The sequence below is a fragment of the Pseudomonas trutticola BRTCR10 genome (assembly GCF_056155105.1).
Genome location: NZ_CM149552.1, coordinates 5,559,885 through 5,573,178 on the forward strand (window position 1 = coordinate 5,559,885; position 13,294 = coordinate 5,573,178).

At 58.6% G+C, this 13,294-nt stretch carries 14 protein-coding genes (1 of these 14 running past the window's edge); 5 read left to right on the forward strand and 9 right to left on the reverse strand.

What is annotated here, in order from left to right; translation table 11 throughout:
- The 5 genes from msrP to ACVVH8_RS25230 all read right to left on the reverse strand — a co-directional run.
- A protein-coding gene (gene msrP / locus ACVVH8_RS25210) for a protein-methionine-sulfoxide reductase catalytic subunit MsrP (RefSeq protein WP_475226925.1) crosses the window boundary here: on the reverse strand, nt 1–114 show its start. It extends 900 nt beyond the left edge of the window; the window shows 114 of its 1,014 coding nt (coding positions 1–114); the start codon lies at nt 112–114; its stop codon lies beyond the left edge, outside the window.
- Between the two features lie 63 nt (nt 115–177).
- Nucleotides 178–1,035, reverse strand: a complete 858-nt coding sequence (gene pssA, locus ACVVH8_RS25215) for a CDP-diacylglycerol--serine O-phosphatidyltransferase (protein WP_475226928.1) — start codon at nt 1,033–1,035, stop codon at nt 178–180.
- A 146-nt stretch (nt 1,036–1,181) separates the two neighbouring features.
- A complete protein-coding gene (ilvC, locus tag ACVVH8_RS25220; protein WP_003228216.1) occupies nt 1,182–2,198 on the reverse strand; it encodes a ketol-acid reductoisomerase in 1,017 nt (338 codons plus the stop codon).
- Between the two features lie 48 nt (nt 2,199–2,246).
- Nucleotides 2,247–2,738 carry an acetolactate synthase small subunit gene (gene ilvN, locus ACVVH8_RS25225; protein WP_003205610.1) on the reverse strand — a complete coding sequence of 164 codons (492 nt, stop codon included), beginning with the start codon at nt 2,736–2,738 and terminating at the stop codon, nt 2,247–2,249.
- 2 nt (nt 2,739–2,740) lie between these two features.
- Nucleotides 2,741–4,465, reverse strand: a complete 1,725-nt coding sequence (locus tag ACVVH8_RS25230) for an acetolactate synthase 3 large subunit (protein WP_315446340.1) — start codon at nt 4,463–4,465, stop codon at nt 2,741–2,743.
- A gap of 399 nt (nt 4,466–4,864) precedes the next feature.
- Here ACVVH8_RS25230 and ACVVH8_RS25235 point away from each other — a divergent pair, with 399 nt between their 5' ends.
- The gene (locus tag ACVVH8_RS25235; protein WP_103306566.1) at nt 4,865–5,281 is read left to right on the forward strand and encodes a DUF4124 domain-containing protein; all 417 of its coding nucleotides are present in this window, start codon (nt 4,865–4,867) and stop codon (nt 5,279–5,281) included.
- 18 nt (nt 5,282–5,299) lie between these two features.
- Here ACVVH8_RS25235 and ACVVH8_RS25240 read toward each other — a convergent pair whose 3' ends face one another.
- Genes ACVVH8_RS25240 through mrcB form a run of 3 tightly spaced genes read right to left on the reverse strand, consistent with a single transcriptional unit; the run spans nt 5,300 to nt 8,725 of the window.
- Nucleotides 5,300–5,635 (reverse strand): YqcC family protein, encoded by a 336-nt coding sequence (locus ACVVH8_RS25240; protein ID WP_103306565.1) that lies wholly within the window; start codon nt 5,633–5,635, stop codon nt 5,300–5,302.
- Entirely contained in the window at nt 5,635–6,384 is a 750-nt protein-coding gene (locus ACVVH8_RS25245) for a tetratricopeptide repeat protein (protein WP_103306564.1), read from the reverse strand. The genes ACVVH8_RS25240 and ACVVH8_RS25245 overlap by 1 nt, the downstream gene beginning before the upstream one ends.
- Before the next feature lie 16 nt (nt 6,385–6,400).
- Nucleotides 6,401–8,725, reverse strand: coding sequence for a penicillin-binding protein 1B (mrcB, locus tag ACVVH8_RS25250; RefSeq protein ID WP_475226931.1), 2,325 nt, complete (start codon nt 8,723–8,725; stop codon nt 6,401–6,403).
- Nucleotides 8,726–8,843: 118 nt separating this feature from the next.
- Between mrcB and ACVVH8_RS25255 the strand changes: the two genes are divergently transcribed.
- From ACVVH8_RS25255 to ACVVH8_RS25270, 4 genes are all read left to right on the forward strand, one after another.
- A complete protein-coding gene (locus ACVVH8_RS25255) occupies nt 8,844–10,400 on the forward strand; it encodes a bifunctional aminoglycoside phosphotransferase/ATP-binding protein (protein WP_475226934.1) in 1,557 nt (518 codons plus the stop codon).
- Between the two features lie 90 nt (nt 10,401–10,490).
- The gene (locus ACVVH8_RS25260; RefSeq protein ID WP_007909940.1) at nt 10,491–10,835 is read left to right on the forward strand and encodes a pentapeptide repeat-containing protein; all 345 of its coding nucleotides are present in this window, start codon (nt 10,491–10,493) and stop codon (nt 10,833–10,835) included.
- A gap of 286 nt (nt 10,836–11,121) precedes the next feature.
- The gene (locus tag ACVVH8_RS25265; RefSeq protein WP_003228231.1) at nt 11,122–11,394 is read left to right on the forward strand and encodes a TfoX/Sxy family protein; all 273 of its coding nucleotides are present in this window, start codon (nt 11,122–11,124) and stop codon (nt 11,392–11,394) included.
- Between the two features lie 16 nt (nt 11,395–11,410).
- Nucleotides 11,411–12,250, forward strand: coding sequence for a Crp/Fnr family transcriptional regulator (locus tag ACVVH8_RS25270; RefSeq protein WP_475226937.1), 840 nt, complete (start codon nt 11,411–11,413; stop codon nt 12,248–12,250).
- 176 nt (nt 12,251–12,426) lie between these two features.
- On the opposite strand, the gene ACVVH8_RS25275 is transcribed toward ACVVH8_RS25270, so the two are convergent.
- Nucleotides 12,427–13,275 carry a ChaN family lipoprotein gene (locus ACVVH8_RS25275; RefSeq protein ID WP_475226939.1) on the reverse strand — a complete coding sequence of 283 codons (849 nt, stop codon included), beginning with the start codon at nt 13,273–13,275 and terminating at the stop codon, nt 12,427–12,429.
- Nucleotides 13,276–13,294 lie beyond the last annotated feature (19 nt).

The following is a 13,294-nucleotide window of genomic DNA, read 5'->3' on the forward strand; positions in this document are numbered from 1 at the left end:
GACGGCGATACCGGCAGCCGTGGCCCCAAGCAATTGGCGGCGAGACAGATAAATGGATTCAGGCGTGACATCCGACTCGTGGCAGTCAGACGCTTTAGGGATTTTGATCAACATGACAACTCCGCAGCTTTGGAGGACTGATGCACCCATAGACTGCGGAGTATGAGGGAAATTACATCACTCGACGTTTTTGTGCCGACGAAGATGTAAAAGGTACTGAATCGGTCCCGAAGCCGCATAGGCGAGGAACACCAGCAGTAGAATGCGCGGCGGATCGCTGAAGACCACGGCGAACACCAACACGACTGCGAGAATCGCAACGAAAGGTACGCGCCCTTTCAGGTCCAGCTCCTTGAAGCTGTTGTACTTGATGTTGCTGACCATCAGCATGCCGGCCGCCGCCACCATAAGCGCGACCAGGAAGGACATCTTCGAACCCTGAATGCCGTAATCACTGAACGCCCAGACAATCCCCGCCACAACGCCGGCGGCAGCCGGACTGGCCAGACCGATGAAATAGCGCTTGTCGGCGGTGCCCACCTGAGTGTTGAAGCGCGCCAGACGCAACGCTGCGCCCGCCACATAGATGAAGGCGACCATCCAGCCGACCTTGCCCATGTCGCCCAGCGCCCATCCGAAGGCCAGCAACGCAGGCGCAACACCAAAGGCAACCATATCGGACAGCGAGTCATACTCGGCGCCGAACGCACTTTGCGTATTGGTCATGCGCGCCACTCGACCGTCGAGACCGTCGAGCACCATGGCGACAAAAATCGCGATGGCGGCGAAGGCGAAATACTTGCTCGCGTTCACCGAGTCCCCGGCGCTCAACGCAGCCTGGGCGCTCATCGAGTTGATGATGGAATAGAAGCCTGCGAACAGGTTCGCAGTGGTGAACAGATTCGGCAGCAGATAGATACCACGATGCCGGACTTTACGACCTTCTGCGTCGTGCCCTTCTTCGATGTGTTCATCGATGGGCAGCAGGCTTTCGGCGTCAGAAGCCTTGTTCGGCTCTTCGGGACGTTCGCTCATGGACATTACCTTGCAACGGTTTGGAAAAATTCGACAGGTGTCTGGGACGACGGTTCGGCCACAAACGATGCAGCTTTATACCAGAACCACCGGCGCAAACGAAAAAACGCGGCCGAGGCCGCGTTTTTTGTACAAGGGACGACGACTTAGTTTTTGGCTTTGTCGACGATCTTGTTGGCACCGATCCACGGCATCATGGAGCGCAGTTGCTCGCCGATGATTTCGATACCGTGAGCGGCGTTGTTACGACGCTTGGCGGTCATCGAAGGGTAGCCGGTTGCGCCTTCGCTGATGAACATTTTGGCGTATTCGCCGTCCTGAATACGTTTCAGGGCGTTGCGCATGGCCTGACGAGATTCGGCGTTGATCACTTCCGGACCGGTCACGTACTCGCCGTATTCAGCGTTGTTGGAGATCGAGTAGTTCATGTTGGCGATACCGCCTTCGTACATGAGGTCAACGATCAGCTTCAGTTCGTGCAGGCACTCGAAGTAGGCCATTTCCGGCGCGTAGCCAGCTTCAACCAGGGTTTCGAAACCAGCTTTAACCAGTTCAACGGTACCGCCGCACAGTACGGCTTGTTCGCCGAACAGGTCGGTTTCAGTCTCGTCCTTGAAGGTGGTTTCGATGATGCCGGTACGACCGCCACCAACGCCGGCAGCGTAGGACAGTGCAACATTTTTGGCGTTGCCCGAGGCGTCCTGGTAGATCGCGATCAGGTCAGGGATACCGCCGCCCTTCACGAACTCGGAACGTACGGTGTGGCCCGGGGCTTTCGGCGCGATCATGATCACGTCGAGGTCGGCACGCGGAACAACCTGGTTGTAGTGGATCGCGAAGCCATGGGAGAAGGCCAGGGTGGCGCCTTTCTTGATGTTCGGCTCGATTTCGTTCTTGTACAGCGAGGACTGGAACTCGTCCGGGGTCAGGATCATGACCAGGTCGGCAGCAGCAACGGCAGAAGCAACGTCGGTCACTTTCAGGCCGTGAGCTTCGGCTTTGGCAACGGTGGCCGAACCTTTACGCAGACCAACGGTAACGTCGACACCGGAGTCTTTCAGGTTGCACGCTTGGGCGTGGCCCTGGGAACCGTAACCGATGATGGCAACTTTCTTGCCCTGGATGATCGACAGGTCGCAGTCTTTATCGTAGAAAACTTTCATGAATTTCCCCTTTATATCCAGGCCGTTCAGGCCATTCGCTAATTTGGTTTAGATGCTGAGTACTTTGTCGCCGCGGGCAATGCCGGTCACGCCGCTACGGACGGTTTCCAGAATCGATGCGGTGCCGATGGACTGAATGAAGCTGTCGAGCTTGTCGCTGGTACCGGTCAATTGAACGGTATACACGCTGGCACTGACATCGACGATCTGTCCACGGTAAATATCGGTAGTGCGTTTGATCTCGGCGCGCTGGGCGCCAGTGGCCTTGACCTTGACCAGCATCAGTTCGCGCTCGATGTGAGCACTTTCCGACAGGTCCACCAGCTTGACCACTTCGATCAGCTTGTTCAGGTTTTTGGTGATCTGCTCGATGATTTCATCGTGACCAACGGTGGTCAGCGTCAGACGCGACAGGGTCGGGTCTTCGGTCGGGGCCACGGTCAGGCTTTCGATGTTGTAGTTGCGCTGCGAGAACAGGCCGACTACGCGAGACAAAGCGCCGGGTTCGTTTTCCAGAAGCAGGGAAATAATGTGCCGCATGATTAAGTACGCTCCGTCTTGCTCAGCCACATATCGCGCATGGAGCCGTCTTTGATCTGCATCGGGTAGACGTGCTCGCTGGTGTCGACCGAAATATCCAGCACGACCAGACGATCCTTCATGGCGAACGCCTCTGCCATCTGCGACTTCAAGTCTTTCGAGTCGGTGATGCGCATGCCAACGTGACCATAAGCTTCAGCCAGTTTGACGAAGTCAGGCAGCGATTCCATGTACGAGTGCGAGTGACGGCTGCCGTAGCTCATGTCCTGCCACTGACGAACCATCCCCAGAACACCGTTGTTCAGGATGACGATTTTCACTGGCAAGCCATATTGCAGGCAGGTCGACAGCTCCTGGATGTTCATCTGGATGCTGCCTTCGCCGGTGACGCAGGCAACGTCGTCATCCGGGAAGCTCAACTTGATGCCCATGGCCGCCGGGAAACCGAAGCCCATGGTGCCCAGACCACCGGAGTTGATCCAGCGGTTCGGCTTGTTGAACGTGTAGTACTGCGCAGCGAACATCTGGTGCTGGCCCACATCGGAAGTGATAAAGGCATCGCCCTTGGTCACTTCGCACAGGGTTTCGATCACGGTCTGCGGCTTGATCTTGCTGCCGTCGCCCTTGTCGTAAGGGAACAGGCCGCGATCACCGCGCCATTCATCCACCTGCTTCCACCAACTGGCCACGGACTCCTTGTTCGGGGTCTCGCCGATTTCCTTGAGGATCGCGACCATTTCGGTCAGCACGCTCTCGACCGGACCAACGATTGGCACGTCGGCCTTGATGGTCTTGGAAATCGAAGCCGGGTCGATGTCGATGTGGATGATCTTGGCGTTCGGGCAGAACTTCGATGCGCCGTTGATTACGCGATCGTCGAAACGCGCGCCGACAGCCAGGATCACGTCAGCGTGGTGCATCGCCAGGTTGGCGGTGTAGCTGCCGTGCATGCCGAGCATGCCGATGAACTGACGATCAGTACCCGGGAAACCACCCAGGCCCATCAACGTGTTGGTCACGGGCAGGTTGAGCATTTTTGCCAGCTCGGTCAGCGGTGCGGAACCGTTGCCGAGGATTACGCCGCCGCCGGAGTACAGCACTGGGCGCTTGGCCGCCAGAAGCATTTCTGCTGCCTTGCGGATTTGCCCGGAGTGACCGCGAACGGCCGGGCTGTAGGAACGCAGCTTGGCTTTTTTCGGGAAGACGTATTCGAACTTCTCGGCCGGGTTGGTCATGTCTTTCGGAATATCGACCACGACCGGGCCCGGACGACCGGATTGCGCCAGGTAGAAGGCCTTCTTCATGACTTCCGGGATTTCCGAAGCGTGCTTGATCATGAAGCTGTGCTTCACGATCGGCCGGGAGATACCGATCATGTCGGTTTCCTGGAACGCGTCGGTACCGACCATGGTGCTTGGCACCTGACCGGAAATGATCACCATTGGAATCGAGTCCATATAGGCGGTGGCGATACCGGTGATGGCGTTTGTGGCGCCTGGACCGGAAGTCACCAATACCACGCCGGCTTTACCGGTGGCACGGGCGTAGCCGTCAGCCATATGGGTCGCCGCTTGTTCGTGACGAACCAGGATGTGAGTCACTTCCGGTTCTTTGAACAGGGCATCGTAAACATGCAGGAGAGCACCACCCGGGTACCCGTAGATATATTTGACGCCTTCGTCACGCAAGAAGCGGACGAGCATCTCACCGCCAGATAAAAGCTCCACGTTGTTCACCTCTAAAACGCCAGAATACCGTCCACAAAAAAGGGGCGGGTCTTAATAGGTTTACTTCTCGGCAGAGCATGAGCGACGGTGGTCGCCGACTACGTCAGCACTGACTGAGCAAGTATTGGGATCGTCCCAAGTGTTGCGGGCCTTTCCCACCCAGCGCGAGGTAACGCGTTGCGGGTGTAACAGGTCGGCGCGGATGTGCGCCTCATGATCTACCGAGTGGGTCTGCTTCTGGCAGTCCCTCTACAGCGGACTTTGGATTCTTCTGTTTCGCCCTCTCCAAGTCAAGCCGTCTATGTGCTTAATTGTGGGTAAGCACATGAGAACGCAAGAAAAAACCTGAAAACCGCTACTCTGTTAGTGTCAATTGCGCAATTTTGCCAAGGAATCAGCATGCGAACGCTCCTCCTCACTCTGCTGATCGGCCTCAGCCCGTGGTGCATGGCCGCTCAAATCTACAAATGGGTCGACACCCAAGGTGTCACGCACTTCGATGCGCAGCCGCCACGGGGTCAGCCTTCCACCACCGTGCAGACACCCTCCTCGCCTGTGCCGAAACCTGCGGCGATGCCGGGTAGCGGCGCGCTCGGTGATCAGAAGGCAATCGATGACAAAGTGAAGAAGCAGGTCGCAGACCAACAGGCGCAGCTCAAGCAGTTTTGCGAGCAGGCACGCACCAATCTTGCGCAGTTGCAGAACAATCCGCGTTTGAGGGAGGAAGTGGAGGGGCAATTGCGCAGGTTGGATGATGCACAGCGTCAGGAGCGCATCGTAGAAGCGCAGAAGCAGATAGCAGAAAACTGCCAGTGATGACTGGCAGCTTCCGGGTTAGCGCGAGGCGGTGATCAGCAGGTCGAACTCTTTGAGCAGCACCTGCAGCTGTCGATCCTTGCCCTGCACGTTGCGCTGGGCGAAGACCATTTCGGCCATCTCCTGAATGCCCGAGGCATTCGGCAACGGCAGATCCTGCTCGAGGATCATCTTCATCCGCGGCAGGAAAATCCATTGCAGCCACTGCTCGAAATCGAGGGTGTCGACCGAAAACGGCTCGACACTGCTCAAGGCTTCGACCGATGGCTGAACTTCATCCCACCATCCCTGTGTGCGCAGTTCACGCTCGATCAGCAGCAACTGATCGGCGATTTTCGGGAAACGGGCATCCATCACAGCGAGACCTTGGCCTTCTGACGGGCCTGGGCTGCGCCAGCGGAGTCACCTTGTTTCTCACGGGACTGAGCGATGATCTCCCACAGATTGGCCTGCAAGTCCGGACGGCCGTTGGCCATGGTCAGCGCACGGCGAGCGAATTGCTCGGCTTGCGGCGCATCGCCTTGAGCCATGCGCACCTGCGCCAGACGATAAAGCACTTGCGGCTCACGCGGCGCGACACGCTGCGCACGCTCCAGACTGGAAGACGCACCATTGAGGTCGCCACCGGCCTGTTGCTGTTGAGCGGTGGTCAGCAAGGCAAGCACCGGGCCGTCCAGCTGCTCGTCCGCCGACAGACCGCCGCCACTGCTAGCGGAAGGAATACCACTCGGTGTCGAAGGCATGCTGTAGCTGCCGGAGTTGATCGGCGCCGACTCGACCGGCGAAGGATTGTAAGGCCCCGGCGTGATACCGCCCGACGCCGGACCCGGCACGATCGGCGAAGCACTGATCGGTGCCGATGTCGTCGCGCCGCCCCCCGGCACCATCACCACCACGCCGGTATCACCTTGCGGAATGGCTTGAGTCTGAGCCTGCGCAGGACGCTTGACCGTCGTTTGACGGAAGCCACCATTGGCCGAAATGCGTTCGCTGTTGGACACCGCCGTACCCGAATCGACCACCGGGATCGAACCACGCTGTACGGTAGAGCAGCCGCTGAGCAAAGCCACGGCGGTCACCGCTGGAATCAACCACTTGTTCACTTGAAATCCTCTTTGCTTAATTCATCCAGCCCTTGACCCAATCCATCACCGATTCGCCGCTGGCAGGTGTTTCACCTGCACATGCGGCGCCGGGTGGCGGTTCGCTGCCGCGAATATACGGCATCTGCACCGCCCCCGGGCAGTTGGCATCGGAGCCTTGCCCGGTACGCGAATCGACCCACGCCTGTACGACATTGTCTGGCTGCGGCATGTCCAGCGGCAGCGGATCGGCCTTGCGCATGAAACTGGTCCAGACCTGCAACGCACCGGTGGCACCGGTGAATGGCGTTTTGCCGTTGTCGTCACGCCCCAGCCACACCACGGCCAGCAGATCCTGACTGAACCCGGCGAACCAGCTGTCACGCGAGTCGTTACTGGTCCCGGTCTTGCCGGCCAGGTTGAGGGTTTTCGGCAGCACGTTATAAACCGAACTGCCGGTACCTTCACGCATGACCCGCTGCATGGCGTTCTGGATCAGGTAGATGGAAGCCGGATCGAAACGCTGTTGAATCTGGAACGGATAACGCTTGAGCGGCTCACCTTCGGCGGTCAGTACGCTGCGAATCCCGCGCATCGGCGTATTGAAACCACCGTTGGCCAGGGTCTGATACATGGTCGCCACTTCGATCGGGGTCATGCCGCCGGCACCCAGCAACATCGATGGATAAGCCGGGAATTCGCGTGTCACGCCCAGACGCGCCAAAGTCTTCAGCACATTTGGCACACCGACTTCGAGCCCGAGGCGCGAGGTCGAAAGGTTGTAGGAATGGGCCAAACCTTGATAGAGGAATACGGTGCCGTGGGAACGGCGATCATAGTTCTGCGGCTTCCACACCTGACCGTCCGCGCCTTTGACTGACAGCGGATCATCTGACAGCCAACTGGTCAGCGTGTAATTGCTCGGTTTCTCCAGCGCGGTCAGATACACCGCTGGCTTGATCAACGAGCCGATCGGCCGCACCGCATCCAGCGCCCGGTTGAAGCCGGCATAACTCGCCTGTCGGCTGCCGATCATCGCCTGGACTTCGCCGGTTTCCGGATTGGTTACGACCATCGCCGCTTCAACGTCATCGGAGCCTTTGCGCCCGGCCAGACGTTTAAAGGTGTCGTTGACCGACGCCTCGGCCTTCATCTGCAGGATCGGGTCGAAACTGGTGAAGATCCGCAGGCCTTCTTCGGTCAAGTCTTCGTCGCGATAATCTTCGCGCAATTGACGTTTGACCAGATCGATAAAGCCCGGGAAGGAGCTGTCGGCGAGTTTGCCGCGAGTGGTCACACCCAGCGGCATTTTCTTCGCCGCTTCAACCTGCTCGGCCGTTGCCACACCTTGCTGCTCAAGTACGTCGAGTACCAGATTGCGGCGCTCAAGCGCACGCTCCGGGTTGCGACGCGGGTTGTAGTAGGACGGGCCCTTGACCATACCGACCAGCAACGCAACCTGATGCAGTTTCAGCTCGGACAATGGCTGACCGAAGAAGAACTGGCTGGCCAGACCGAAGCCGTGCACCGCACGCTGGCCGTCCTGACCGACAAAGACCTCATTGAGGTAGGCCTCAAGGATTTCCTTCTTGTCGTAATGCACTTCCAGCAGCATCGCCATCATGGCTTCGGTGAGCTTGCGGCTGAGGCTGCGTTCGCCAGTCAGGTAGAAGTTTTTCACCAACTGCTGCGTCAGCGTACTGCCGCCCTGAGTCATCTTGCCGCCGGAGGTGTTGACCCAGATCGCACGTGCAATCGATTTCGGTGACACGCCCCAGTGGCTGTAGAAATCGCGGTCTTCGACGGCGACCAGGGTTTCCAGCAGGTACGGCGGCACCTGATCGAGCTTGATCAGAATGCGGTCTTCGAGATTCTTCGGATAAATCCCGCCGATCATCAGCGGTTCCAGTCGCACCACCGACAGCTTGGAGCCATTGGTCGCCGACAGCTCGGCGACGTAATCACCCGAGAAACGCACGCGCACCGGCTGCGCTTTTTCCAGTCCTTCATAGAACTGGAAGCCACGGGTATTCAAATCGACGGTGTTGCCGGAAACCGCTGCGGCGCCCGGGCCGTTGCTGACGGCTTCACGGCGATAGCCGAGGGCATCGAGTTCGGTGAGGAAATCGTCCTTGCTGAGCTTTTGTCCGACGAACAGCTCGAGCGGGCGCGCGTACACCTTGGCCGGGATGGTCCAGCGCTTGCCGGAGAACTTCTCCTGCACCACGGCATCGAGGTAAACGGCGAAGCCGGCCAGCACCACAAGGCCGACCAGACTGAGTTTAATGGCCCAGCTCAGCCATGGGCGCAGGCCCTTGGATGGTGGTTTTTTCTTGGTACGGGGGGATCGAGTTCGAGTCATGGCGGCGGATTATACGCACTTTATTCATCCTCAACAGGAGCGCTCCGAGGTTTGCGTCGGGCTGGCGAGCGGCCATAATGGCGACCTCGAATTTCCCCCAGTCTCTGAAGGATCGCCCGTGAGCCAATCACTGATCGCTGCCCTGCAAAACCCGGCCCTTTACCCGCACCCCGTCGAAGGGTTCCAGGTCATCGAAACCCATATCTCGTGGGTGATCCTCACCGGTCCCTTCGCTTATAAAGTGAAGAAGCCCGTGAATTTCGGCTTCCTCGACTTCACTAACCTCGAATCGCGCGCACATTTCTGCGCTGAAGAGCTGCGCCTGAACCAGCGTCTGACCGACGATTTGTATCTGGAAGTGTTGCCGGTCACCGGCAGCATCGAAGCCCCGCAACTGGGCGGCGACGGTCTGGCCATCGAATACGTACTGAAAATGCGCCAGTTCCCGCAGACCGGTTTGCTCAGCACCCTGCAGGCCAATGGCGAGCTGACCACCCGACACATCGATGAAATGGCCGAACAGATCGCCAAATTCCATCTCACCGCCCCCAAAGTCCCGGCCGAACACGACGCCGGCACCCCGGCCAGCGTGATGGCGCCGGTGTCGCAAAACTTCGAGCAGATCCTGCCGTTCCTCAGCGACAAGAACGATCTGCTGCAACTCGAAGCACTCAAAGCCTGGGCCGAAAGCAGCTTCGAACGCCTCAAGCCGCTGTTCGCCCAGCGTAAAACCGAGGGTTTCACCCGTGAATGCCACGGTGATATCCACTTGGGCAACGCCACCGTCATCGACGGCAAAGTGGTGATCTTCGACTGCATCGAATTCAACGAACCGTTCCGCTTCACCGACGTCTGGGCCGACACCGGTTTCCTCGCGATGGACCTGGAAGACCGTGGCCTGAAATCGTTGGCGCGCCGCTTCATCAGCCAATACCTGGAGCTGACCGGCGACTATCAGGGCCTGGAAGTGCTGAACTTCTATAAAGCCTATCGCGCACTGGTTCGCGCCAAGGTTGCGCTGTTCAGCATGCCGGCGGACGCGACCCCGGTGCAGCGCGCCACTACCCTGCGCCAGTACCGCAACTACGCCAACCTGGCGGAAAGCTACAGCACCATTCCTTCGCGTTTCATGGCTATCACCCACGGTGTTTCCGCTGTTGGCAAAAGCCACGTGGCCATGCGTCTGGTCGAAGCGCTGGGCGCGATCCGTCTGCGTTCCGATGTTGAGCGCAAGCGCCTGTTCGGCGAGCAAACCGTGGCCAATGATGTGCAGGCGGGCATTTATAGCGCCGACGCCAGCGCCAAGACCTACGCGCGCCTGCATGAGATCGCTGAAGTCATCCTGCACGCCGGTTTCCCGGTGGTCATCGATGCGACTTACCTCAAGCGTGAGCAACGCGACAGCGCCGCAGAAATCGCCGAAGCCACCGGCACACCTTTCCTGATCCTCGACTGCAACGCGCCGCAAGCGGTGATCGAGAGCTGGCTGGCGATTCGTCAGGCTGACCAAAAGGATCCGTCCGACGCCACACTGGCCGTGATCGAAGCCCAGCAGGCCAACCGCGAAGCACTGACGCCGGAAGAGATTCTGCGCAGCAAACGCGTGCAGACCAATGAATCCGGCACGCTGGACACCGTAGTCGCGCAGATCCGTCAGCGCCTTCCAGGCCTGTAAGAAACTATTTCGGCCGTGAAGCCCTCGCTTGCTTCACGGCCGTCAAATAGTGGCACTATACTGGCGTCATAAAACCAACGGTGATATGACATGAGCCAGCCGAAACTTCTCGACACCCCGCTGTATGCCTTGCTGCACAAAGATGACATCACAGGTTTCAATAAAGAGCGCCCGCAAGACGGACCAATCGACATGGTCGGCGGCGACTTCCGTGGCCTCGATCTGCGCGAACTGAACGCCGATGGCGTGGATTTCAGGGACGCATATTTCCGTTCTGCCGATTTGCGTGGCATCGACTTCCGTAACGCATCGCTGGAGGGCGCAAGTCTGGCTCACGCGCAGATTTCCGGTGCGTACTTCCCGCCGGAGCTGAGTGCTGACGAGATACTGATGTCGATGAATTTCGGTACGCGCCTGCGTTATCGCACCCGCTGAGATAACCATCCAGCGCCTGCCCCTGTAGGAGTGAGCCTGCTCGCGATGGCGGCTCAACATTCAACTAATGTGTTGCCTGTCTGTCCGCCATCGCGAGCAGGCTCGCACCTACATTGATATGTATTTCTTCCCGCCTTTCTGCGTTCGCAGGTCTTCGGCGCCTCTGCGGCGCACTTTCTTAGAAGCGTTTGAGTTGAATACGACCAAACAACCACGCTTTTCCTACTGATGGCTACACTCCTGAGAAGCTCGCCCACGCACCATTCGGCCGTCGCAAGGAGGCTTGATGAATGATGAACTGCAACACCTGAAGAATCTTGGCAAGACGTCGGCGCAATGGCTGCATGCCGTGGGCATCCACAGCGCTTCGGACTTGCGGCGCCTGGGCGCTGTCGATGCCTACCGGGCCGTGCGTACCCGCGGGTTTCGTGCATCGAAGGTGTTGCTGTATGCGATCGAGGGCGCGCTGATGGATGTGCATTGGAACGACATCCCGGCCGAACGCAAGGACGCCTTGAACAAGCAACTCGAAGCCATTTCCTCGCGTCACAAGAATTGAACGGGCGCTGACCGTCATGTACCTGCTTGGGGAACAATCGGCGCTTGCCGACGCATTGATCAACCGCTTGCAGAGTTTGCCTGCACAGTGGCTGGAAGGCCTCGAACCGTGCGGGCCGGCGCTTGAGTTGGAGGCGACTGAGGACTTGATGACGCAGTTGTCCGGCGATCAGTTGTTTTTGCTGACTGAAGGTGTGATCACCGGATACATCGGCGCACGCGCACTGTTTTATTGGCAGGAGGGTGACTTCATCGGCCTTCTGCGCGGTGATGACTGGGGCGATTCGCGCCTGTGCAGTGACGGGCCGTTGCGTGTGACGCCCTATCGGCGCAGTGATGTGTTGCAGCATTTGTTTGCCGACGCCAACCGGGCGGAACAATTTCTCCAATACATGCTGGGGCAAATGGCTTTGCTCGCCCACGCGGTGGCCGAGCTGAAACCGCGGGAGTTTCGCAGCACCAACGGTTTCAAACGGGTCGAGGCCGGTGAAATCCTGATTCACCAGGGCGCCGCCGCCGATCATGTATTTGTGATCATCGACGGGCATGCCGAAGCTTTTGTCGACGGGCAGAAGGTTGGCGAAGTGCCAAAGGACGAAATTTTTGGTGCCATGGCTGTGTTCACTGGAGAACCGCGTAACGCGACCGTGATTGCCCGCGAACGCAGTACGGTGATGTTGATTCCCGCTGATCAGTTTTTGAGCATGACCCGCAGCAATCCGAAGATCGCCCACAGCCTGATCGAGAGCATGGCCCGGCGTATCGACCAACTCAACCGTCAGATCATTCGGTTGAGCGCAACGCCGAGCCCTTCATTTACAGGGCAATCAGGCCATTCCAGAGACCAGATAAAATAAATGCAGAAACAGCGGTTGACTTGGTAATGAGAATCGCTATGATTATCACAACTGGTCGCGAGATCAGTCGATATTCTGAAAAGCCCTTGGTTCGGACTCTCAGATTATCTCCTCATCAGGCTAATCACGGTTATTTGACCCGGTTTTTACCGGGTCTTTTTTTGCCTGTGGAAAAGTCATTTGCCGAACTGTTTGCGCATCTCTTCACAGTAATCGCGCTTGGGCGTCGCCGCTGTGTACCAGACGTAATCGGCCATCTTCGCGGTAATTTCGGCGCCCTGCTCCGCCAGCATCAGCACCGTGAGCGCCTGCGCGCCCAAGTCCACAACATGCACCGGCACCCCGACATCCTTGCGCGCATGCCACGCACCGGCCAGCAACAAGGAAGTGATCGGCGCTGCCAATAGACGCTCGGCCATGCGTCGGTCACGTTGTTGCTGAACCGCCAGCATCGCTGGCATCTGCGACTCAGGCAGCAAGCCACAGTGAGACTCGCTGATCTGCCCCAGCAGAGTCGTCTTCACGTCTTCAGCATTGCTGCGCTGACCGTTCAAGACTGGCGGATGGCGATAGAACGCGCGGATTTCAGGGTTATCCAGATTGGCCGCCAGCAACGGGTAAGGTTGTGTGAGAGCGAAGCGGACAATTGGCCCATAAAGATTCCAGTCCCAACCGTCCTGCCAGGCCAGCGCGCCAGGAAGATCGTTGGGCAACTGCGCGGGTTGCCGCACCGCATCCACCTTCGGCTGTTGATCCGGCGTGAGCATTTCCAATAGCAGACTTCCCTGAGAACGCTGCTCGCCGAGCGACTGCAGCAGCCACAACTCGGCGGCGTGGTGATCGGCGTTGTCATGCTGCTCGCCGATGATTACTCGCTCAGGCTTGGCCAGGCGTTTGAGTAATTGCTGCGCCGTCAGCACCTCGCCACTGTGCAGATCGCGAATCTCGCCACCGATTGGCGGCGGCGCTGCTACATGCTGACATCCCGCAAGCCACAACATCGCCAACAGCCACATCCCACGCATGCACTCACCTCGACGAAAC